The following is a 22,926-nucleotide window of genomic DNA, read 5'->3' on the forward strand; positions in this document are numbered from 1 at the left end:
CGGGCCCGATATCTTATCTGCTTTCAGGTAGGGATGGTTCTCCCAGAGAGAGCATCAGGCGGTTTGCCCAGTTGAAGAAAGAAGCGCTCTGGATAACATCCACAATGGCCGCCTCATCAAGACCGGCATCTCTGAGTTTAAGAATATGGCTTTCGTCAAATTCAGGAGGCGTTGCCGTTAATGCAACTGAAGCGTCCACAATGGCATCCCAACGTGGATCAAGCTCTGTCTTTACGCCATCATCAAGCAATTTCTGTACATCCTGTTCACGTTTTGAAAAGTGTCCGGCAAAACGGGAATGAACAGAGGCGCAGTAGATACAGCCATTGTATCGGGAGGTTGCTGTTGCTGCGAGCTCTCGCTCGGCACGTGGCAGACCACCTTCCGGATTATAGAAGATATCTTTATCTGTCCGCGTTCGCGCTCCCAGAATATCCGGGTCACGGGCCAGTAGCATGAAATAGCTGGACTTCGCACGGGCCGGGTCAACCAGACCCTTGTGGTGGCGCTCTGTTAGCTGATCCTCGGGGAGGGGTGGCAGCCATGCAATCCAGTCAAGCTGTTCGGTTGTAAAACGCACTGGCGGATTAATAGGTGATGTGTCTGTCATCTTCTTACTCCTGACCAATGGGAGAAGCCTGCTGTAATACCTTGAGGCCTGTCACAATGCGTATCTGATAAGCGAGGAAAGAAATTAGTTGCGAGAGCGTAACAATGTCATCTGTGCTCCAGCCTGCCTCAGTCAGTTTCTGGAGCTCATGTTGCTTGGCATCACGTGGATGAAAGACAAGAAGATAAGCATGCGCGAGGGCAGCGCTGAGCTTTTTGCCAATGCGATCTTTGACACTTGGAGCCGGCTGATAACTCGGCCCAGGTATATCTTCTTTCGTTAATGGCCCTTCCGGATAAAGGCCAAATGGCCCTTGGGCAACAGCCTGTTGGGCTTCTGCTGAGACTGTTTCGAGTAAGGGCAGGGCATGGTCATCGTTGAGTAATGATGCCGAGTAGAAAGTCGCAATCTCAGTCTTCCGGTGGAGCAGCGCGACAAAGACGGCAAGAAGGTGTCGCTCCGACAATGTGAAGCTTTGCGAATACGGCTCAACGGGGTGAAAAATATCCAGATAGCTTTGTTGAGAATTTTTACGCGCTTCTTTGCGGATATCCCGTAATTGATCAAGCTGACTTCCCGGAGAAATACCACTTAAATGATCAATGACATCTGTAATCGTCTCACTCATGATGCGAGCCTTTCAGGTATGCGAACAGGTTTATGCGAAGGTGATGTCTGGCTCTGCCATCCGAGTTTTGGAGCAACCTCATCTGCGATCAGTTCAATAGAGCGCAGAATGTAGGGATGAGGTGGGTCGATGGAATGAACCTGAAAGACGATATCAGTTGCATATTTGAGGATATGATCCTGAGACAGGGTTTCCAGCACATCTTCAGGTGTGCCGACATGGGCATCATAGGCCCGTAGCAGTTCTGGTAGCGGGGTGGTTTCAGTGACGCCCTGTTTCTTCGCTAACCCATTGTTGCGTGAAATCGAACGCCGGATACCTGTATCCGCAAGCTTAAGGGCTTCCTCTCTGCTATCAGCAACAAAAAGGGTGCGTGACGCCATGATGCGCGGTGCTGCTCCTTCCGGCAGGGCAGCAAGGTAAGCATCAACGATGGGTTGCTGTATCTCGCTTAAGGTGGCGTTTGGTTGGCCTTCAGGTCGTGGCTGCGTACGAGAGAGTAAAAGGCCATCCCCTTCCTGACCTGCACGTTCGCCACCTTCAACTGCAAAGGTTGCCTGCCAGATGCGCTGATTAAGTGTGGCATTGTGAGGATAAAGCTTTACGCCACCGGGCAGGGCATTACCTGCCCATGCATCCCGAAGTAACTGCATGTTACGGGCCATGACAGGGCCACGCTGGCTGCTATCAACTCCGAAGGCCTGATAGGATTCGAGCGTGCCACCCGTGCCAACACCAACTTCCAGACGGCCCTCAGAAATCAGGTCTGCAACGACAGCGTCTTCAGCAACCCGTATCGGGCTTTCCATTGGCAGGCATATAACACCTGTTCCCAGACGAATACGGCTGGTTTGGGCAGCTATATAGGCAAGGAATGTCAGAGGGGATGGAAGGCCGCCTTCGAATTCATGGAAATGATGCTGGGCAAGCCATGCGGTATCAAAACCATGTTTCTCAGCATGAATGATTTGCTCGCCAAGGAGGCGATAACGTTCGGCAGCAGAGGCTTCATCCAGAACGCGGCTGAAGAAGCCAAGCTTCTTGGGTGCTTTCTCAAGCTGCGATAAAGTTGTCTTGGACACTGTTAAATCTCCTCTTACCTGGAATGGCATTGATCAGTTCGCGCGTGTAATCGGTTTGGGGGTTGGTAAAGATGTCTTCGACCCGGCCTATCTCAACCTGTCTGCCGTGGTGCATGACTGAGACCGTATCAGCGATCTGTCGAACAACTGCGAGATCATGAGAGACGAAGATGTAAGTGAGGCCATAGGCTTGCTGTAGCTTGCCCAGTAACTCCAGAATTTGTGCCTGTACCGTGACATCAAGCGCTGAGACGGCTTCGTCCAGTACCAGAATATCAGGCTCCAGTATCAATGCGCGTGCAATGGCAACCCGCTGGCGCTGACCGCCAGAAAGTGCTCGCGGTAACCGCTCGGCAGTGCTTGGTGAGAGGCCGACACGTTGCAGCATATTGTAGACACGATCTGCCCGCTCCTGAGTATTGAACAGTGTGAAATTCAGGAGTGGTTCTTCAATTGCTCTGAAGATTATCTGCTTGGGGTCGAGGGAGCTGTAAGGATTTTGATAAACCAGCTGGATATGGCGTCTTTGCTGGCGAAGCTCTTCACCTTTAAGTGTCGAGAGGTTTGTCCCCCGGATCAGAATATCACCCTGACTTGGCTTCAGAAAACCAAGAATGGCACGCAAGGTTGTTGTTTTGCCAGAGCCTGACTCACCAACGATTGCGTGCGTTGTTCCTTTGCGAACTGAGAATGAGATATCATCAACAGCACGGAAAGGCTGGGCAGCTCCGTGAGAGGGAAATGTATGGCTCAGGTTTTTGACAGTTACGATATCAATTGCTGGATGAGTGGGCTGCTGTTTTGACAGTGAAATACGTTTCTTGTCTGATGTCAGAGAGGGGGCATCCGTCAGAAGCTGGTGGGTATATTCTGAGGCGGGTGATTTGAGAATATTCTCTGTCAGACCCTGCTCAACAATCTGGCCATTCCGCATGACGACAATTCGGTCTGCCCGATCTGCGGCAACACCGAGGTCATGCGTAACAAGGAGGATGGAAGTGCCAACTTCTTTGCGAAGATCATCTATCAGATCAAGAATATGCCGTTGAACCGTGACGTCTAATGCGCTTGTTGGTTCATCTGCGATAATGAGCAATGGCTTCAAGGCGATGGCCATGGCAATGAGAACACGTTGTCGCATGCCTCCAGATAGTTCATGCGGATACTGGTTGTAACGAAGCTCCGGTTGCGAAAGCCCAACCCGTTCCAGCAACGCCAGGACTTCTGCCTTGATTATCTGTCGTGAACCACGGTTATGGATGCGGAATATCTCACTAACCTGCGTGCCGATTGTCTGAACAGGATTAAGAGAGCTCCCGGGATCTTGCGGTACAAGGCTCACCACAGCTCCGCGAATGGAGGCGAGCTGTTTTTGTGACCAGAGACTGATATCCGTTCGGTTGAGTATGACGCTACCATGCTCAAGCTGACCGTTGTCCGCCAGAAGACCAATGATTGTCTGTGCGGTTGTTGTTTTTCCTGAACCGGATTCCCCGACAAGCGCAACAACTTCACCCGCGTTAATGTGAAAGGATACATCATGGACAACACGGGTAAGGTTATCCTTCTCCCGATAGCCGATGGTTAGTCCTTTGATATCAAGGACAGGTAATTTAGCTGCATCAGTCATGAGCGGCGCTCCGATAAGGCATGGCTGATGCGATTGGCTGAAATGACAACCATGATGACTACAATTCCCGGGGCAGTTGTCAGCCACCATGCGCGGGCAAGATAGTTTCTACCTTCCGCAATCAGCAGCCCCCATTCTGGCGTTGGGGGTGGGGCGCCATAACCAAGAAAGCCAAGAGTTGAAAGGGCCAGAATAGCAGTGCCGAACTGAAGGGCGGCAAGCGCAATAACTGATGTCAGGGCATTAGGCAGTACATGTCGCCAAAGAACATTCAGGAATGTGCCGCCGCTGCCAAAGGCAGCTTCAACGTAATCCGTATTTCGAACACGTAGAACCTCTGACCGGGAAAGACGCGCAAAGCTTGCGATCGAAGCTGCACCAACCGCAATTGCAGCTGTGACTGTTCCAAATCCCAGAATAACAATGATGCTGAGAGACAGGAGCAGGGATGGTATTGAGAGAATAACATCCACCAGCCGCATGATGAACGTATCAGTTTTGCGACCGGCGCTGCCAGCAAATAGCCCAAGTAGGGTACCCACTGTCAATCCGAGACCAACAGCAACAAATGCACCGCTTAAGGAATGAGATGCACCATAGACAATGCGTGCATAAACATCCCGGCCAAGTGCGTCAGTTCCAAGAAGATGAACCCAGCTGGGCGGTTGAAGTTTGAATTTTCCGATGCCTGTCAGCGGGTCATATGCAGTAAATAACCCTGGTATAAAGGCCCAGCTGATAACCACTGCAATAACAAGCCATGACAGTAACAGGCTTATCGGCCATTGACGTAATGTCGATAATCGTTTTCCCAGCCAGAAATGAACAGTATGAATGGCCTTATGAGGCAGATGTTCATTGGCTGAAACGGAGATGGTTGCAGCCTGTGTCGGGTGGGAGTGAGTGTGTCTGGTGGGGCTCATGGTCTGGCCTCCTGTGCAACGCGCAGGCGTGGATCAAGGATCGGGTAAAGCAGATCAACAATGAGATTGATGGTGATGAAGATTGCCGCTGAAATAATGACGATGGCTTTCAGGACAGCCGTATCCTGATTATTGACGGCCTGCTGCGTCAGACTGCCTAATCCGCTTAGGCCAAAAACGGTTTCAGTAACGACGGCACCTGCAAGAAGCTCGCCAAACAGCAGTCCTGCCATGGTCAGGGTTGGTAGGACGGCATTACGGGCTACATGATGCCATAAGACCCAGACATGACTGGCACCTTTCGCTCTTGCGACGGCAACATGAGGTAACAATAAGGTCGCCTCAATATTGCGGATCAGGATTTGTGCGATAGGTGCAGATATCGGGATTGCAAGAGCAATGGTTGGTAAAATCAGACCTTCCCAATGTCCCGGATTAATGACGGGGATGAGACCAAGCTGGAATGAAACAATCTGGATCAGAACAATCCCTAACCAGAAAACAGGTACCGAAACAAATAATGAGGGTAGGGCGTGAAGAGCCTGCCGCAGCCAGCTAAAGCAAGTGAAGGCAGAGAGAAATGCAACGGAAAGAGCAAGAACGATTGCTGCCGTAAACCCAAGACTTGCCAGCAGTAAGGTTGGTGGCAGATTAGTCGCGATAACCTGAGAAACCGGTAAGCCTGCCTGAACAGAGAAACCCAGGTTACCTGTAAAGATTGCACCAAGCTCATGAAAATACTTCTGCCATAGGGGCAGGTTGACCCCATATGTCTGCTGAAGTTCAGTAATCTGCTCCGGTGTCAGGCCGAAGTCTGAAGCCAGAAACTTGATAAGGACGGCATCACCGGGAAGAGCCTGTAACAGCACAAAAGCAATCGTGAAGGCTGCCCATAGTGTCAGAACAGACTGAAACAAATGGCTTATCAGATGTTTTGACATAATAGGCTCCTCCGCTCTTATCTCGTGATCAGCGTTTTTCCAGCCAGGTATCGTAGAAACTTGGTCGGCCAACAGCTTCAAAGGAGATGCCTTTGACCCAAGGGGCACCGGCAAAAACCTGAGGTTCTTCAAAAATGGGGATGACATAGGCCTGATCGAGCAGGTAATTCTGAACCTGTCCGACCAGCTCAAGACGTTTGGTCTTGTCGGTTTCTCTGGCAATTGCCGTCAGCAGATTGTTGAGCTCTGTATCTTCAAAAGATTTGACCTTGGTACTGACACCACCCTTTTGCAGGAGTGAGTTGCGATTGGTTGGGTAATAATTGCTTTTGATGACGTCAGGGTCAGCCCGTCCGACCATTGCGGGAATGATCGCTGTTTTTTCAGGGTCAAGGCTATCAACCACCCGGCTGCCCGCATCACCTGCGAGCACATTGAGTTTCACGCCGACCTGAGACCATTGCTGGGCGATAAGCTGCAGTGTCTCTTTGTTCTGTGGTTGAGGCAAAGACTCATACGTGGTCAGAACAAGCTTCTGTCCGTCTTTCTGGCGGATGTTATCAGCTCCGACTTTCCAGCCTGCTTCATCCAGAAGTGCGGCTGCTTTTTGCGGGTCAAATTGCAGCTTGGCCGAGAGGTTCACATAGCCCTGCGCTGTTGAGGCAATAACAGATGTTGCAACCGGATAATTTTCAGAGAAGAGCGTATCAACGATATCCTGAACATCGGTCGCGTAAGCCAGAGCTTTACGAACGCGAACATCTGAAACCAACGGGTTGTCTGGCCGGAAAGCTATGCTGTTGTTTACGCCACGGGTTGGAGCAGCGTAAATCTCAAATTTCTGATCAGAAACGCGTTTTTCATCATAGGCCTGAAGCTGACGGATAAAGCCTGCCTGACCAGCAACCAATGCCCCAATGCGGACACTGTCTTCAGGGGTAATGACATATTTGATTTCATCAAGATAAGCACGGCCTTGATGTGCGGATTTAACTGGCGCCCAGTTATATTCTTTCCGTGCAACAAGGGTCAGTTCTTTGCCGGGTACTTCCTGTGTAACAATGAATGGGCCAGAACCAATAATTTTGGTCGCATCACCAAGCTGATCAAAGGGAAGATCTAATGTTGAAAGAGCGACCAGCCCGGAGCCAATAACTGATGTTCCCTGCAGAAAGCCAGGAGATGGTGCGTTGAAGTAGAATTTGACGGTCAGCGGATCAATAACCTCGCTACGGACATAGTTATTGATGACTTCCGAAACAGGCTGCTTCAGAGCCGGATTTCCAAGGCCAAAGGTATCAAAGTTTCTGGCGACTGCTTTAGCGTCAACAGGTGTGCCATCTGAGAAGGTAATGCCCGGGCGAATTTTGAAAGTATACTCGGTTGCATCACTGTTGATGCTCCAGGACTCTGCAACCCATGGCTCAATTTCCAGTGTTCGCGGGTTTTGATAAGTCAGCTTATCAGTGATCTGATTCAGAATGCCACCGTTGGGGTAGAAGCCTCCTGCTGGTGGGTAAAGATTAGTATGAGACTGCTGTTCCAAATAAACAAGCGTGCCGCCTGTAACAGGTGTCTCCTGCGCATAAAGAGGGTTGGTACTTGTCCCAATGAACGAAAAAGTGGTGAGTGCGCTGAGAGCAGCCACCGATAATGATTGCCTAAGAGACATTTTGGCTCCTGACCTTGTAAGTTCAAACAGTTTGTAAATTTGGAAATCTAAAGCCACTTACATGGCTGTAGGCATGTCTGCCTGTTACGCGCTTAGCGCATACAACACATGTAACAGTCAAAAAGGCAGTCAGCAGAAATAACGCTCTTGGCATTTTTCAGGCTGTATAGGTACGGCAGATCAGTTCTATGATCCTGCGCTGAGGGTATATTTATCAGCATCGTCTTTCCTACCTAAATAACTATTTTAAAATGTGTAATAAAATATTTCACATTCATTTATGAATTAAACATAAAATACATTTTGTATGAGTCAAGATATAAAAGGGCTGATATGCCCTTTCTCAGGGAAAAGGATAATACTATAAGTTTGAAATTCTTATTTTATAAGGATTTTATAGTGTGCTAATCCGCACTGGTTGCCCGCCTTTATGCAGCATTTGTGACTTCCAGAGAAAGTGCGGTGGGGCATCTGAGGTCAGTTCTAGCTCAGCTCTTTCAACAAAAGTGCAGATAAAGGCAGCAAGCTCGACAAGGGCAAAGTGTTTTCCGCCACATATACGTGGGCCCATACTGAAGGATGTTGTTCTGCCAGAGACCGGGCAGGCAGCATAGGTATCAGAGATATCCATCTGCCAGGGATCCCGTCGCATACGCTGATCCATTTGAATACCAACAAAGGAAACCAGAATGTTCTGGTGAGCCTTTATCGGAATGCCGTTTATCATATCATCCGCGACAGCCAGTTTGGCGATGACGGGAGTTGGCGGATAAAGACGCAGTGTTTCAGAAATGAAATTCTGAAGTGGCCTGAGATTTTTAATGTGCTCCCAGTCAAATTGGCCAGCACCTCGAAGGGCACGGACTTCATTTCTGATGAGTTGCTGAATATCAGGATACTTTGCCAAGAGGTAACAGGCCCAGCCAAGACTGGCTCCTGTCGTTTCTGTGGATGCGGCAAACAGGGTTACAAGCTCATGTTCTTGAGTAAACCCATTCGTCTTATCTCTCTGAGCTGCCTGTAAATCGGCGAGCATAGTATTGGGGTCAGCTTGAATGGTCCTGAATTTTTCCAGACTTTTCAGAACACGATGACGAAGGGCAGGGAGTTTGGAAATCGTTTGCTGATAACGCTCATTGGTTTCACCACGCGGTACAAATGCGTATTGCGAACCATATTCCATCATTTCAGCAAGGTCTTCGAGATCAAGCCCAGCCTCGTCTATCGACATGCCAAAAAAGAGACGCAATGCAACTGTTGCAGATAATTTGCGGAGATGAATGTCATTAAGAACTGTGGCGCCAGCCGTGCTGGCCTGTGCCATTTCCTGAATTGTGTCTTGTGCTGCCTCTTGCGCAAAAGCGAAACACGCATTTCTGTCAAATTTGGAAAAATACGGTTGGCTTATTTCCATTCGCAGCTGCCAGGCCTCGCCATTTTCTGACATCCGTGAAGGACCCATAACCTGACGGAACCAGGCCATGTTCTTGATATAATTGTCTGCATTGAGCCGTAGGATATAATCGGCATCTTCAAAGCGCTGGATGATGAGTATCGGAATGCCATTGACAACAACTTCCCTGTTCTCGCCATTATGTTTTCTGGCGAGGTCATAAAGTGCAGTACAGAGGTCTCCGGCCTCGAACATTCACTTGCTTTCAAGCAGGGCAGCAAGATCTTTGACTGATTGCAGTTTAACAAGTTCTACAGCGCGTACGTGTCGGCCAAGGCGTTTCTCAAGTTCGAGAACAAGAGTTTCAAAGCTCAGGCTGTCCAAGCCTTTAATAGCGTGGATTGTCGCATTTTCATCAATGTCCTCTTTTGGGATGAATAAAGAGACAGAGATAATTTCCTTAGCTTCATCAATGTAGTTTTTCATCTTACGACCTTTCACTGTAAAGCTTATTCCTTGATTGCCGAGAACACCAGAACATCGGCTCTAGAGCCATCCGGTGTCAGACATTCTTTCTGCAGGCACAATTCAAACTGGTAATCCGGGGATCCGATAAAATTGAAGATCATGCGTCTGTTATGTTCAACGACATGCGCAGAAAGTTTCTCAATGTTGCGTTCACTGAAGAAGTAATCACGAATAAGCAGGCCAATCTCATAAAAGACATCTCTGCCCCAGAAAGACTTGTTCCCAAGCCCTGCGGTCAGGCGTCCAATGCGGTTTGCTTTATCGACATCAAGTGTCACAAAACCGATCATCGTCTCTTCTGCTTTATCGAAGATACCGAGAATGTAGTTGTTTTTATTATCGAAGCTCGACACAAACTTGCGTAAACTGTCCAGTGTAAAGTTCAGGTTCTGAATATTAAGACCGGTAAGCATTTCATCGTCATTCAGCCATCCGAGAAGTTTCTGACCAACGTCGTGGATTGCCAAACTTCTCAGCCAGTAGTGTTCGCTTTCAACCGCGATGGGGGCTCCTTCAGGAGCCTTGTTGTGAGAGAGAACTGTACTTGCCATCTCGTTCTTTAAACCTTCTTTTCAGGTCAGGAATACAGAGGTTGAAAGTATAAAATTATTGTATGTCAGTTTTTTAAAAAAAGTAATTACATTATAATTAGTTATTGTAAAAAATCTTTGAAAATTAAAATAAAACTCCCGGAAAACGTTCCGGGAGTTCATTGTTTCTATAAAATTAAGAAGGATTACCACTTCACGTTAACACCTAAACGAGCATCCCATGCTTCACGTTTTCTGTTATCCAGTGAATGGCTATAGGATGTGGTCGCAAAAATGAAAGCCTGTTTGCTCACCTGAACAGAGCCGCCAATGCCAACTTCTGCCCATGTACCCCTCAGGTTTGATGGAACCGTGACACCATTCAGGTAATCCATACCTGTCACAGTCGTCTTGGTACTGTTTTTAAACTCATGCCAGATGTTGGCTCGTCCCCAAAGGCTGACAAGACGTGGATCAGCTTCTGTCCCCATATTCCAGGACTTGGCAATGCGGACACCAATACGACCTCTGAAGCTGTCTGTGTCGTCAATTTTAAAGCGGCCATAAGCATCCGAGAATTTATCGAAGGACAGGCTTTGATAAATAATCTGGGCTTGTGGCTCAATGATAAAACCATCGCCAAGATCAAACGAATAGCCACCTTCCAGTGATGCTATAAATCCAAAGCCATCTGGCTTCAGTTTCTGCCCATAGACAGAGGTTGCATCGGTTGAATACCATGTTCCCTGAACAACCGCGTCTGTATACCAGCCGGTATTTGCCCGGTGTGTCCAATAGGCGCCAAGCGTATAGGCATCCATGTCAATGGTGCCGGCCTTGCCGCCATAGGCAGCTTTGACATTGCCGCTGACGGTTCCATAGCCAAAGTAAACACCAGCCTCATCTGTGCCCGATGGTGTTTCACGACCAAAGAGATTCAGGCCAGCCTGCACACCTGTAAAAGTGTAGTCATACTTCGGTCCAGAGCTGAAGAGCTGTTTGTCCTTACCCTGAGAACCGCGGTTACCCATTACGCGACTCCAGCCGCCGTTGAACCACTGCTGGCGATCCGTAATACCATCACTTGTCGCCTGAGTTCGGGCGACAACTTTTCTGCCATTTTGGTCGTAGACAAGCCGGTCTTCATAAAGGGAGACCGGTGGTTTTGCGTAGTTTACAGCAGAGCGCTGATGGAGAGTTCCCAGCATGCTGTAACCATACTCTAAAGCAATAGGAGCAATTGCAGCTGCTAACGGGACTTCCGGACGAATATCCGGAATGCTCAGGCTCGCTCCATTGTCTCCACCAGCCGTTTCATCAGAGCCCGTATAAACGCTACGAAGATACCAGTTTCCGTCATTGCTGTCGGTGCCAATACCGTTTTGGTATAAGGTATAATCATATGCACCTGCTGCAATACGACTACCCTGTTCAAATATACCTTCACTATCGCCATGGACTTCAATGAGTTTAATGCCACTACCAGTTGTCAGGGCGCCAGCACCATTGAAATTGCGAACGAACAGCATTGTATTGCCACTTGTGGAGCCGTTAACAACCATCATGTCAGATGGAGAACCGTCACTATTCAGTGCAGTCATTAAAACAAGCGATCCACCAGTCCCGATATAATCACCCGAAATAGTCAGGATAGTATTTGCCATACCATTCGTTGAGACAGTACCCGCATTATCCAGAGTAGCCAGCGTTTGGTTGAAACCGTTCAGATCAAGATGTCCGCCTGTTTCAATTGTATAGTTTGAAGCTGCACTGAAGGTATCCGTTGCGCCTGCCCGTAAGGTTGCATCGGAAACCAGTGTATCACCGAGATAGCTATTTGCTCCGCTTAACGTTTCTGTTCCCCCAAGGACTTCCAGGCCACCATTACCAGAGATGACCCCGGAGAATGTATGATTGGCTGCTGTCAATTGCAGGTCTTTATTTCCAAGAAGGACTTCGCCACTGCCGCTCAAGGATTTGATGGCAGAAGCTTCAGATGCAACTTGAGAAATATCAAAAATACTATCAACCTGTACAACACTTGATTGAGAGATGGAGCCAGTTCCCTCAAGGAAGAGGGTGCCTTCAGAGATCGTGGTCTGACCGGTGAAGCTGTTATCTGCTGTTAAAGTTAGATTAGCCGTGCCCGTTTTCAGCAGATTACCTGCACCAGATATTGCGCCTGACTGAGCAGAATCCGTATCTGCCGTCAGCGCTGAAAGGGTGACACCATTATCAATTGTAATGGTATTGGTGATATCAAGGCCGCCCGCATAGGCCAGTGTTGCATTGCCAATAACGTGAACGCTACTTGTGCCAATAGAGTTGTTACTGGCAAGACCAAGCGTACCACCATGGAGATCAGTTGATCCACTGAACGCTGAATTATCAGCTGTCAGCCATGTGGTTCCGGCGTAATTTGCAATGGTTCCTGTTCCGCTGACCGGGATAGCAAATTCATAAGTGCCTGTATTGTCAGTGTGATTGAAATTGAGCACACCATTTCCAGCACCAAATACGATGCCTGCTGCTGCAATTTCTCCTGTATCTTCTGGTGTCTGAGCAATACCATTTACGACCACGCCACCGATGGTGAGAGACGCTTTGGAGTTTGCGTCTGCTGCCATGTAAATGGTTCCAGTGCCTTCATAGGAGGTAATATCGTTGGCACAGGCCTCATAGTCATCCATGCAGCTTTCAATGACGCTCTCTGTTGCGCGTCCAACAGACAGAACGCCACCGTTGGCAATTCGAATGTTGCCTTGTCCTGCATTAACACCAACATAGAGATCGGCAGGCTCGCCGCCATAAGTATCAGCTGCGACATACCAGCCGGCTTTGTCTCCGGAAACCGTTACATTTCCCGTTCCGCCATCAATACCGATAACTGTCTGGAACTCCGGATCTGTTATGGTGTTTGCGGATGAAATAGTTGTGAACTTGCCTTCGCCCAGAACATTCACATTTCCGGTTGAACCTGCACCCTGACCAATCAATAATCCATAATTAAAAGTGGCGCCGCTGCGATTGAAAAAATTCCCGCTTCCGGAGATGTTCAGAGTGGCTGTTCCCCCATCTGTTCCTAGAATTGATTGGCCGCCGGTCGAGCCGAAACGATCAACCAGCAAGCGCCCGCCTGCTGTGGCGTTGATTGTTCCCGTGCTTCCAGTCCCTATGCCTGCCTGAATTCCACCATTAATGTTAACGCCAGCGTTAGCGCTGATATTAAGGGTTCCCGTCCCCATATTCGCTCCAATAGTGATTGCTGGAGTATCAGAAGAATGCGAAAAAACTTCTATGCTGGAATATGAAGAATAGGGAGAGTGAACGATTTTCCCATTTGCCAGTGCATTGACAGTACCTGTGCCACCATCAACACCGATAAACAGACCGCCGCCCTGAATTCCGAGATGGCTGATATCCCTAACTTCCAATGAGCCGGATGCACCAGCTCCTTGGCCCACCACAGTATCACCATATGCGAGAATCGTAGACCTGTCGTAGCCAGACTCTCCTGAGGGGGTTGAAATAATGAGGCTGCCAGAAGCAGGGCCGGAAGCACCGATCGTTGAAGAGCCAACGTAAAGCGGGCCTATCGTGATGTAATACTGATCATCATTTCCAGGAAACCAAACGGTTGAACCGGGTTTGTTAATGACTGTAATATAATTGATATCATCTGGGCTGCTGCCGGAAGACCAGTTTGCGTCATCTATCCATCGATCAGATGTGGACCCGATCCATTCATTAATAGTCTGTCCGGAGGCAACAGAAATTGCGAACGGCGAAGCGCTTGTCAAAAGGGCAAGGCTTCCAGCAATAGCTAACATTTTGGCGGTTCTGCCAAAGCTATTGCGTTCAGATATGCTTTTTGAGTTATTCATCTTAGCCCCCAAAACAGTCCTGTTTTCTTTTTAAATTCAAAATTAATTAATCTGAATCTTAATATAATTATTAATTAATCATGCTAAATAATGTTGTTTTATTCTGATCTCAATTGGCCGTTTTAAATTATTTTCGCCTGTGTCAATATTGTTACTATTTATAATAAGTAATGAATATTTTTAAGTTATAAATTTATTAAAATAAGTTTTTATATTTTAATGCGTTGCTTTGTTAATGAGCTTGGTTGTGGTGTATAATTTCACGCAAAATGTTTATGTATTAATTGTGTTAAATTTGTGATTTTTGATATTCTTATTGTTTCAATTTGGCTAGGGTGTTGTGTTTGAAGAGTTTTTATATTGGTTTTAAGTACCGATATGATCTTTCACGACGGCAATAAATTGCTCTCCAAACCGGTCAAGTTTAGCTTGCCCGACGCCATGAATATCTGCGAACTCCCAAAGGCTTTTCGGTTTCTTTGCTGCAATGTCATACAATGTTCTGTCAGGAAAAATGACATATGCAGGAACATCCTGTTTACGTGCCAGTTCTCTGCGCAGATCTTTCAGTGCATTCAGAAGCAGATCGCCTTCTGCTACGCCAGATACTGCTTCCGCTCTAAATTTCTGCCGCTTTCTAGGGGCTTTAGGTTGAAGGACATCAACACGGAGATTGATCCTTTCTTCACCCTTAAGGACGAGCCAGCCGCGCTCTGTAACACTCCAGCGGCCATAATCTGCAATCTCAAGGTTGATCAGGCCAGCCGCGTAAATTTGCCGGACCAGAGAGCGCCAGTCATTTTTGCTGCGGTTTGATCCAACACCGAATGTCTTGAGATTTTGGTGCCCGTATTTGAGCACAGCTTCTGTTTCTTCGCCTATCAGAATATTGATGATGTGCTCGGTTCCAAACCGCTCACCTGTTCTGAGGATTGCAGACATCAGTTTCTGAGCATCTTCGGTACCATCAAAAAGAGAGACGCCTTCCTGACAGAGATCGCAATTGCCGCAAGGTTGAATTCTTTCATTAAAATAGGCCAGTAAAGTCTGACGTCGGCATCCAGGCGCTTCACATAATGCAACCAGAGCGTTCATTCTCTGGCGGTCAACCAGTTTCTGTTCGTCAGGGGCTTCGCTCTGGTCAATCTGCTGACGACGAAGACGCATGTCATCCAGACCATAGAGCGTCAGTGTATCGGCCGGTTCGCCATCGCGGCCTGCACGCCCAATCTCCTGATAATAAGCTTCAATAGATTTGGGCATCGCAGCATGGGCAACAAACCGGACATCGGGTTTATCAATCCCCATGCCAAAGGCGACTGTTGCAGCAATGATGACACCGTCTTCCTTTAGGAAAATATCCTGATTTCTTGCCCTTTCTTCACTGGACATACCTGCGTGATAGGGGAGGGTATGGAAGCCATCATCCGTCAGATTAGCAGCCATTCGGTCCGTTGCATCGCGTGTTGCGCAATAAACGATGCCGCTTTCTCCCCGATGGCTTTCCAGAAAATCTCTGATCTGGCGCCGGACATTTTCCTTGGCTCTCATGGCCAGTCTGATATTTGGCCGGTCAAACCCGTGAACAAACATGTTTGGCGGATTCTCGAATAAACGATTTACAATGTCAGCACGGGTTGCTTCATCCGCTGTTGCGGTAAAGGCAACAGTTTGTACGTTTCCAAGACGGCGTCTTACGTCACCAAGCAGGGCATATTCAGGTCTGAAGTCATGTCCCCATTGCGAGACACAATGGGCCTCGTCAATCGCGAGCAGGTTGACGGTAAAACGCGATAGCCATTCAGTGGCTTCCGGGCTTGCCAGACGCTCAGGGGATGCATAAAGCAGGCGCAGACTGCCGTCCCGTAACGCATCACGAACGCGTCTGTTCTCTTCATCATTGTTGGTTGAGTTGAGGCTGCCAGCCTCGATACCGTTATTGCGCAATTGGGCAACCTGATCACGCATCAGGGCAATCAGTGGTGATACAACAATCGTTAACCCGCTCCGCATAAGTGCAGGTAACTGGTAACAGAGTGATTTCCCTGCGCCTGTCGGCATAATAGCCAGAACATCGGCACCAGAGATAATCGTATCGATAATTTCTTTCTGCCCGCTGCGGAAATTTTCAAAGCCGAAAATATCATTCAGTAATCTGAGCGGATCATTCGGCTGGAGCATTTTTGTGGCTGAATGAGGCATGTCAGCTCTGTCCCTCGAGCCAGCTTTTAATACCATTGGCAGCGGCGATGCCTGATGCAAAGCAGGCCTGCAAGAGATAACCGCCGGTTGGGGCCTCCCAATCCAGCATCTCTCCAGCGACGAATATCCCTGGCTGTTTATTCAGCATGAACTGTTGTGATACCTCTGCAAGGTCAACGCCGCCCGCCGTTGAAATAGCCCGGTGGATGGGTGCAACCCCAGTGAGTATGATAGGAAGATTCTTGATGCATTGCGCAAGTTCACCGGGGCTCTCTGGCAGTGATGTCTGATGCACTTCCCGCAACAAATTGATTGCAATAGGGGATAAGCCTGCTGCTTTGCGCAAGAAATTGGAGGTGGATTGTCCCTTCGGCTTTTTACCAAGACGTGTGGTGAGCACTTCCAGAGGAATGTCCGGTTTCAGGTCGATATGTATTGTTGCCTGACCATCCTCCAGAATTGTATCACGGATGTTCTTGCCGATGGCATAGATTGCTCCGCCTTCAATGCCGGAGCTTGTTACCATGGCTTCGCCCTGTACGGTGGAGTCTTTAAAATGGATGGCGATACGTTTTAGCGGCTCTCCTGCGAAGCGGGTACGGAAAATCTCTGACCAGTTAGTATGCAAACCAACATTTGCAGGTTGCAGTGGGCAAATATTGATACCCTTGTGTTGCAATATCTCCACCCAGTTTCCGTCTGAGCCGAGCCGCGGCCAGCTGGCACCCCCAAGGGCTAGCAGAGTAGCATCTGCCTTAAAGAAAACATCGCCCTCTTCAGTTTTAAAAGTAAGTTCCTGACTATCGTTCCAGCCTGTCCATGTATGGCGTGAAACAAGTTTTACCCCTGTGGCTTCCAGACGGCTCAGCCATGCCCGTAATAATGGGGAAGCTTTAATGGAGGCGGGGAAAACCCGTCCGCTTGAACCGATAAATGTTTGTTGTCCCAATTCATCTGCCCATGCCCTGAGTGCAGTAGGGGGATAGTTCTTTACGGCCTCACAGATAAGCCCTGCATTCTCGCCATAACGTGTCAGGAAAGTATCAAGTGGTTCGCTATGGGTCAGGTTGAGGCCACCACGTCCTGCCATGAGAAACTTGCGGGCAGGAGAGGGCATGCGTTCATAAATAGTGACACGATATCCAGAGGTTGCCAGAATTTCAGCTGCCGCTAGCCCGGCTGGGCCGGCACCGATTATTGCGATGAGAGGTGCTGAAGACATGAGAGGCTATTCGATATCCAAGGCTGATGAAGGGAAGCAAATATCAGATTCGGGGCTTAAATAGCTAAAATACTGAAATTTATCTGTGAGGTTGGCAGTTGGAGGTATTTTACGCTAGAGCAAAGCTTGCATTATAACGGCATCGATCAATGGAGGCAGATAAATGCGTGCGATAGTAATTTCAATAGCTCTCTTTCTGGGACTGACAGCCTGTTCTGACCAGCCATCTGGCCGGGGTGCACGTATTATCGGTGTGACAACATCTGATGCAGCGACAGCAGCACGTATCATTTCTGCATATCGGGTTTCCCGTGGATTATCCCCTGTGACGGTGAATTCGAAGTTAAATGAAGCAGCCATCGCGCACGCAAAGGCGAATGCCAGTGTAGGTAAGCTGTTCCATGGAAATTTCTCTGCTCGCATGCACCAGTTTAGTATTCGTGGTGCTGCGGCTGAAAACCTCTCCGCTAATGCCAATACCGTTCAGGATGCTATTGAGCGCTGGAAGAAGTCTCCGGGGCACAATTCTAATCTGCTCATGCCGGAAGCGCGTCAGATTGGAATTGCCAAGGTTACGACAGGCTCTGGATACCGCACCTATTGGGCGCTGGTTCTCTCTGCTAACCAGTCCGACCCTAATAACGGCATGCAGTGGTAAAGGTATAAAATGCAGGCTGTGCTTCAGAGCTCTTGCGAAAGAGATCTGCTGTCCCAGATAAGTAAGGCTGTCACATTTAAATGCTGACACATTTAAATGCTGACAGCCAGAACCAGAATAAGACCACTGAGGGTGGAGAGGATAGCCAGAATATTTCCAAGAGGGTGACGCCTGTCCACCTTATCACAAAAGACACTCGGCAGCGTATGAGCGTTGGGTGTGGAAGGATATCTCAGGCCAGATCGGGATGAGAACATGATATAACTCTAACTGGTTGTTTCATGCTCTGATAAAAGACCGGAAGCTGGTAAATGAAAGTTAACAGCAGTAGACGGATTGAAAACGACGTGAATCAATCCTTTACAAAACAGGTAAACGCATTCTGCCTTCCGTACATAAGGTAGCGGTTTACTTCGTAGGGAAAGAAGATGACTGAGCTACTTACAAATCTCGGGGATGCCCCTGATCAGGTGATGGTTGAGCGCGCTATTGCGGAATTCCGTAATGCGCGTCCTGTTATGATCAAGGGAGCTTATGGCTCGGTTCTTGTTATCGGGATTGAGGATATTGGTTTGCGTCAGGCCGCTTATCTTGATGCTCTCGCTCAAGGGGCCGCCCGTCTCGTACTGCCGGCTGCGCGCCTGCGGACGCTGGGGCTTGATAGCCGGAAAGCCGGTTACTTCCCTCTGATCAGTATAGATATCGCACGTATTGCTTTGCTGGCTGTCAATCCCGAAGCCAAAGCTGATACACCTGTTGAAGCAGCGGGCGAAGCTGATGAAAATGCACTTGAACTTGCTCGTCTATCGCTGGTTTTGCCTGCTGTTTTAGTGCTTCCTCTTAATGAGCAAACCGTCATTGCAGATGATGTTGTGACCATTGAAAGCGATCTGCTGCATAAATATCGCAAAACGGCGATGACAAAAGCACGGTTAATCAGCCGGGCCCCTGTGCCGCTCGATAAGGCAGGCAAAAGTGAATTTGTTGTTTTCCGTGGTGGTGAGGGAATGCGCGATCAGGTAGCGATTATCGTTGGTGAACCTGATCTTTCTCAGCCTGTTTATGTACGTCTTCATTCCGCCTGTCTGACAGGCGATCTGTTTGGTAGCCTGAAATGTGACTGTGGTGATCAGCTGCGGGCAACCGTTCAGTGGATGGCTGAAAACGAGGGCGGTATTCTGCTCTATCTTGATCAGGAAGGTCGCGGAAACGGTATTGCCAATAAAATCAGGGCCTATCGTTTACAGGCTGAAGGCTATGATACCTACGCAGCAGATGAGGTACTGGGGTTTGACCTTGATCAGCGCCATTTTGAATTTGCTGCTGAAATGCTCAAACAGCTGGGCGTTTCAAAGGTTCGTATTCTGACGAATAATCCGGTCAAGATTGAAGCTTTGCAAAAAAGCGGCCTTGATGTTGTGTCTGATGAGCGGGTACTCGGCCGTTTAACGGATGAAAATAAAAGTTATCTGGCTACCAAGCGGGATAAGGCAGGTCATCTGCTTGATTATGACAGCTTTGCCACATGTGCTCCGCGTAAAGATTAGTAAAAAGGCGCTCAAGCGCCTTTTTATCTAGCGGACAATGAATATGCGGGGGCGTGTTGTTCTGAACTGGCCGCGCGTAATGGCAACGAAGATAAGAGCAAGGCTGCAAAGAGCTGTAATCCACCAGCTCTGAATCAGGCTGTCGCCGACCATTGCAAATGTAAAGGCAGAAAGCAGACTGGCAATAACGCCCTGCGCCAGTGGGGCCGGTGCCTTGCCGATCTTCATGGTTGCAACATAAACAATAACAGCCGTACCAAGGCCACCAAGAATTCCAAGTTCGTACCAAAGCTGGAAAATAGCTGTGCCGGGCGTATAAGGGCTGACGGCACCGGTAAATCTTCCCCGTACGGCTTCCAGGCCTTGACCTGTAATAAGCTGACTAGGATCAGATAATATCAGGGCTTTGGTTGCCTGCATTGAAACCTGAAGATCATGGGCACCCAGAAGGTGAGCCAGTGGCTGGAGAATAAAGGGCAGAAGCGGTGCCAAGGCACAGAGGCCTGCAACCGTATAAGCGATGAAGCGGGTTGATTTCTGCGCAGAAATACTCATCAGCGCATACCCCAAGGCTCCAACGGCAAAGGCAAGAGAAATGATCGGAAAGTTAACCAGATAAAGACTGACCAACATAATGACAGTGAGCAGCAGGCTGTAGATGTCTCTATGGCGCGATCGCAGCCACATGACAGAAGGCCAGAAAAACAGAACGAGAATTGTCATCCCGCGCTCAAGCACTTCACTTGAGTTTTTGCTGGCCAGATTAGGGAAGGAATACTTTGTGCCGATAGCAACGAGTGCTGCAATGGCAACGCCAATGGGCAACAGATAGAGGTTTGAAGATCGCATACGACTGGGCAGGGCCAAATAGGCTAGAAAGGCAATGCCAATTGTCATGAGAGACGTCAGCAGACGATTAGAGCCATCATCCGGAAAGGGTGACCAGAGAAGCGATACGGCACACCAGATAATAAGCAGTACGGCACATATTGACCCGTAAGACCCCATAAGCCGTTTAATATTTTGCCACAGAGGTCGGCTTTGTCCATCGAGAACAGAAGCAATGAGTAGCAGAATAACGGTAACGGGCAGAATGATCACCAAGGCGCGACGACCAATAATATTGGCAATCGGCAGAATCAGGAATAGCAGGATGAAGGCGATGCGTCGCAGCAGGAGCGCTGACAGCGTAACCTGATCACCGATAATCGGGTTGAATGGCCTTGTTCCTGATTTCACAGCATCCCCTCGTAACTTATCATGAGCAGACACTAGCCAAGGTTTGACAGTTGTGCTGTCTGTTTAATGCAACACCTGAAATAATTATGAAATAAAAACACAGTTTAGTGCGGTATCTGCCTGTGACGGATACCGCATTTCACACAGTTATTTGCCTCGGAGCATGTTAATGATGCTTGAGAAATCAGCACTGCCATGACCGGATGTTGAATGGAGGCTGTAGAGTTGTGTCGCTTCTGCTCCCAAAGGAGTGGTGCTGCCGCTGGCAGCCGCTGCTTCTTGTGAAAGGCGCATATCCTTGAGCATCAGGTCAGTCATAAAGCCGGGTGCAAACGCTCTGTTTGCAGGTGATGTGGGTACAGGGCCTTCGACCGGGCAGTTAACATTCAAAGCCCAGCAGGAACCGGATGATGTAGAGGCAACATCAAAGAGGGCCTGATGGGATAATCCAAGTTTTTCTGCCAGTACAAAGGCTTCTGCAACACCAATCATGGAGATGCCGAGGATCATATTGTTACAAATCTTTGCAGCCTGTCCGGCACCAGCATCGCCACAATGTACGATACGCTTACCCATCTTCTGGAGAACAGGTTCGCCGGTGGCAAAAGCCTCCTTATTGCCGCCGACCATGAATGTAAGCGTGGCAGCCTGCGCTCCTACTGTTCCACCTGATACAGGAGCATCAAGTGAAAGGCGCCCGAGTTTCTGTGCCAATGCATGGGCCTGCCGTGCACTGGTAATATCAATTGTTGAGCAGTCAATCAAAAGAACGCTTGGCCTGGTTGCCTCAATGATACTTTCCCAGACTGATAAAACATGCTTTCCCGCAGGCAGCATTGTAATAACGACATCCGCGTCTTTAACCGCTTCGACTGCACTGGATGCAATGGTGATTCCGTTTTTTGCAGCCTCTTCCTGAAGGGCAGGGACGAGATCAAATCCTTTAACCTGCAAGCCTGCTTTGACCAGATTAGCCGCCATTGGGCCGCCCATATTACCAAGACCGATGAATGCGATATTCGTCATTTCTGATGCTCCTTGATGAGGAAACGGGAAATCATCAACTGCATGATTTCATTGGTACCTTCGAGAATTTGATGAACCCGCAAATCCCGGACGATTTTTTCAATGCCGTAATCAGCAAGATAACCGTAGCCGCCATGGAGTTGCAGGGCATTATTGGCAACCTCGAAACCTGTGTCGGTTGCAAGATATTTGGCGATCGCGCAGAGCTTGATTGCATCCTCTGTCTTATGATCAAGCGCATCAGCCGCACGCCATAAAAATGTGCGTGCTGCTTCCAGTTTGCTTGCCATAGCTGCCAGCTGAAACTGAAGTGCCTGAAAGCTGTCGAGCTTTTGGCCAAAGGCCTGACGCTCGGCCATATAAGCTAGCGTTTTTTCCAACGCACTTTGCCCGCCTCCAATGGAACATGCGCCAATATTCAGGCGTCCTCCATTCAGGCCAGCCATAGCCATTTTGAAACCCAGCCCCTCCGCTCCAAGACGATTATCTTCCGGAATAGTGACGTCTTCCAGAATAACCTGTCTGGTTGGCTGGGCATTCCATCCCATCTTGCGTTCATTGATGCCGAAGCTGAGGCCTTTGGCATCTTTGGGGATCAGAAAGGCTGATATGCCGTCCGGGCCTTCATCGCCTGTTCTTGCCATCACAAGATAAAGATCTGATGCACCGGCACCCGAGATGAACTGTTTGGTACCATTCAGAATATATTGGCTGCCTGAGTGGGTTGCCTTGGTTTTGAGTGCTGCTGCATCTGAACCCGCTGAAGGTTCTGTCAGGCAGTAGGAGGCAATCTGTTCCATACTTGCCAGCCCGGGCAGGTATGTTTGCCTTTGCTCTTCCGAGCCATAGGCATCAATCATCCATGCAACCATATTATGAATAGACAGAAAGGCTGCGATTGTCGGGCAGCCTGTTGCCAATGCTTCAAAAATTAAGGCGGCATCCAGCCGCCCCATTCCTGAACCACCAACGTCTTCCCGTACGTAAATAGCAGCCATGCCAAGTGTGGCTGCTTCTTTCAGCGTATCTGTCGGAAAGTATTTCTTTTCGTCCCATTCAAGCGCAAAGGGGGCAATCCGCTCATCTGCAAATTGCCGGGCCATTGACTGAATGGCAAACTGGTCTTGCGAAGGTGCCAGCATTTTCCATTCCCGATTGAGCGTTTCCTGATGGTGGCCAGAGCGCGATGGCTATGACCTATTATTATTTGG

At 48.8% G+C, this 22,926-nt stretch carries 19 protein-coding genes; 2 read left to right on the forward strand and 17 right to left on the reverse strand.

The window, feature by feature from the left end:
* Positions 1-13: 13 nt before the first annotated feature.
* From WJT86_RS03120 to WJT86_RS03180, 13 genes are all read right to left on the reverse strand, one after another.
* A complete protein-coding gene (locus WJT86_RS03120; protein ID WP_346336024.1) occupies positions 14-610 on the reverse strand; it encodes an alkylhydroperoxidase domain protein in 597 nt (198 codons plus the stop codon).
* A gap of 4 nt (positions 611-614) precedes the next feature.
* Entirely contained in the window at positions 615-1,238 is a 624-nt protein-coding gene (locus WJT86_RS03125; protein WP_346336025.1) for a CMD domain protein, read from the reverse strand.
* Positions 1,235-2,320 (reverse strand): putative FMN-dependent luciferase-like monooxygenase, encoded by a 1,086-nt coding sequence (locus WJT86_RS03130; protein ID WP_346336026.1) that lies wholly within the window; start codon positions 2,318-2,320, stop codon positions 1,235-1,237. Before WJT86_RS03130 ends, WJT86_RS03125 begins: the two co-directional genes overlap by 4 nt.
* Positions 2,292-3,950, reverse strand: a complete 1,659-nt coding sequence (locus WJT86_RS03135) for an ABC transporter ATP-binding protein (RefSeq protein ID WP_346336027.1) — start codon at positions 3,948-3,950, stop codon at positions 2,292-2,294. The genes WJT86_RS03130 and WJT86_RS03135 overlap by 29 nt, the downstream gene beginning before the upstream one ends.
* Positions 3,947-4,873, reverse strand: coding sequence for an ABC transporter permease (locus WJT86_RS03140; RefSeq protein WP_346336028.1), 927 nt, complete (start codon positions 4,871-4,873; stop codon positions 3,947-3,949). Before WJT86_RS03140 ends, WJT86_RS03135 begins: the two co-directional genes overlap by 4 nt.
* Positions 4,870-5,814 (reverse strand): ABC transporter permease, encoded by a 945-nt coding sequence (locus WJT86_RS03145; protein ID WP_346336029.1) that lies wholly within the window; start codon positions 5,812-5,814, stop codon positions 4,870-4,872. Before WJT86_RS03145 ends, WJT86_RS03140 begins: the two co-directional genes overlap by 4 nt.
* 28 nt (positions 5,815-5,842) lie before the next feature.
* Entirely contained in the window at positions 5,843-7,486 is a 1,644-nt protein-coding gene (locus WJT86_RS03150; RefSeq protein WP_346336030.1) for a TIGR04028 family ABC transporter substrate-binding protein, read from the reverse strand.
* Positions 7,487-7,880: 394 nt separating this feature from the next.
* A complete protein-coding gene (locus WJT86_RS03155) occupies positions 7,881-9,134 on the reverse strand; it encodes a cytochrome P450 (RefSeq protein ID WP_346336031.1) in 1,254 nt (417 codons plus the stop codon).
* A complete protein-coding gene (locus WJT86_RS03160) occupies positions 9,135-9,380 on the reverse strand; it encodes an acyl carrier protein (RefSeq protein ID WP_346336032.1) in 246 nt (81 codons plus the stop codon). It lies immediately after the preceding gene.
* Positions 9,381-9,388: 8 nt separating this feature from the next.
* On the reverse strand, positions 9,389-9,958 hold the full coding sequence (locus WJT86_RS03165; RefSeq protein ID WP_346336033.1) for a GNAT family N-acetyltransferase: 570 nt from the start codon (positions 9,956-9,958) through the stop codon (positions 9,389-9,391).
* Between the two features lie 185 nt (positions 9,959-10,143).
* On the reverse strand, positions 10,144-13,821 hold the full coding sequence (locus WJT86_RS03170; RefSeq protein WP_346336034.1) for an autotransporter outer membrane beta-barrel domain-containing protein: 3,678 nt from the start codon (positions 13,819-13,821) through the stop codon (positions 10,144-10,146).
* 366 nt (positions 13,822-14,187) lie between these two features.
* Entirely contained in the window at positions 14,188-16,023 is a 1,836-nt protein-coding gene (gene recQ / locus WJT86_RS03175; protein WP_346336035.1) for a DNA helicase RecQ, read from the reverse strand.
* A 1-nt stretch (position 16,024) separates the two neighbouring features.
* Positions 16,025-17,245: a TIGR03862 family flavoprotein gene (locus tag WJT86_RS03180; protein ID WP_346336036.1), complete on the reverse strand. Its 1,221-nt coding sequence runs from the start codon at positions 17,243-17,245 to the stop codon at positions 16,025-16,027.
* Positions 17,246-17,408: 163 nt separating this feature from the next.
* Here WJT86_RS03180 and WJT86_RS03185 point away from each other — a divergent pair, with 163 nt between their 5' ends.
* Entirely contained in the window at positions 17,409-17,903 is a 495-nt protein-coding gene (locus WJT86_RS03185) for a CAP domain-containing protein (protein WP_346336037.1), read from the forward strand.
* 92 nt (positions 17,904-17,995) lie between these two features.
* On the opposite strand, the gene WJT86_RS03190 is transcribed toward WJT86_RS03185, so the two are convergent.
* Positions 17,996-18,160, reverse strand: coding sequence for a hypothetical protein (locus WJT86_RS03190; protein ID WP_346336038.1), 165 nt, complete (start codon positions 18,158-18,160; stop codon positions 17,996-17,998).
* Between the two features lie 171 nt (positions 18,161-18,331).
* Between WJT86_RS03190 and ribA the strand changes: the two genes are divergently transcribed.
* Positions 18,332-19,450: a GTP cyclohydrolase II RibA gene (gene ribA / locus WJT86_RS03195; protein WP_346336039.1), complete on the forward strand. Its 1,119-nt coding sequence runs from the start codon at positions 18,332-18,334 to the stop codon at positions 19,448-19,450.
* Positions 19,451-19,477: 27 nt separating this feature from the next.
* Here the strand turns inward: ribA and WJT86_RS03200 are convergent, their stop codons facing one another.
* The 3 genes from WJT86_RS03200 to WJT86_RS03210 all read right to left on the reverse strand — a co-directional run bounded on the left by WJT86_RS03200 (position 19,478) and on the right by WJT86_RS03210 (position 22,857).
* Entirely contained in the window at positions 19,478-20,689 is a 1,212-nt protein-coding gene (locus WJT86_RS03200; protein WP_346336040.1) for a peptide ABC transporter permease, read from the reverse strand.
* Positions 20,690-20,836: 147 nt separating this feature from the next.
* On the reverse strand, positions 20,837-21,715 hold the full coding sequence (gene mmsB, locus WJT86_RS03205; RefSeq protein ID WP_346336041.1) for a 3-hydroxyisobutyrate dehydrogenase: 879 nt from the start codon (positions 21,713-21,715) through the stop codon (positions 20,837-20,839).
* Positions 21,712-22,857 carry an acyl-CoA dehydrogenase family protein gene (locus WJT86_RS03210; protein ID WP_346336042.1) on the reverse strand — a complete coding sequence of 382 codons (1,146 nt, stop codon included), beginning with the start codon at positions 22,855-22,857 and terminating at the stop codon, positions 21,712-21,714. The genes mmsB and WJT86_RS03210 overlap by 4 nt, the downstream gene beginning before the upstream one ends.
* Positions 22,858-22,926: the final 69 nt, after the last annotated feature.

The sequence above is a fragment of the Hohaiivirga grylli genome (assembly GCF_039655745.1).
In the GTDB taxonomy this organism is placed as follows: Bacteria; Pseudomonadota; Alphaproteobacteria; order Rhizobiales; family Beijerinckiaceae; genus Hohaiivirga; species Hohaiivirga grylli.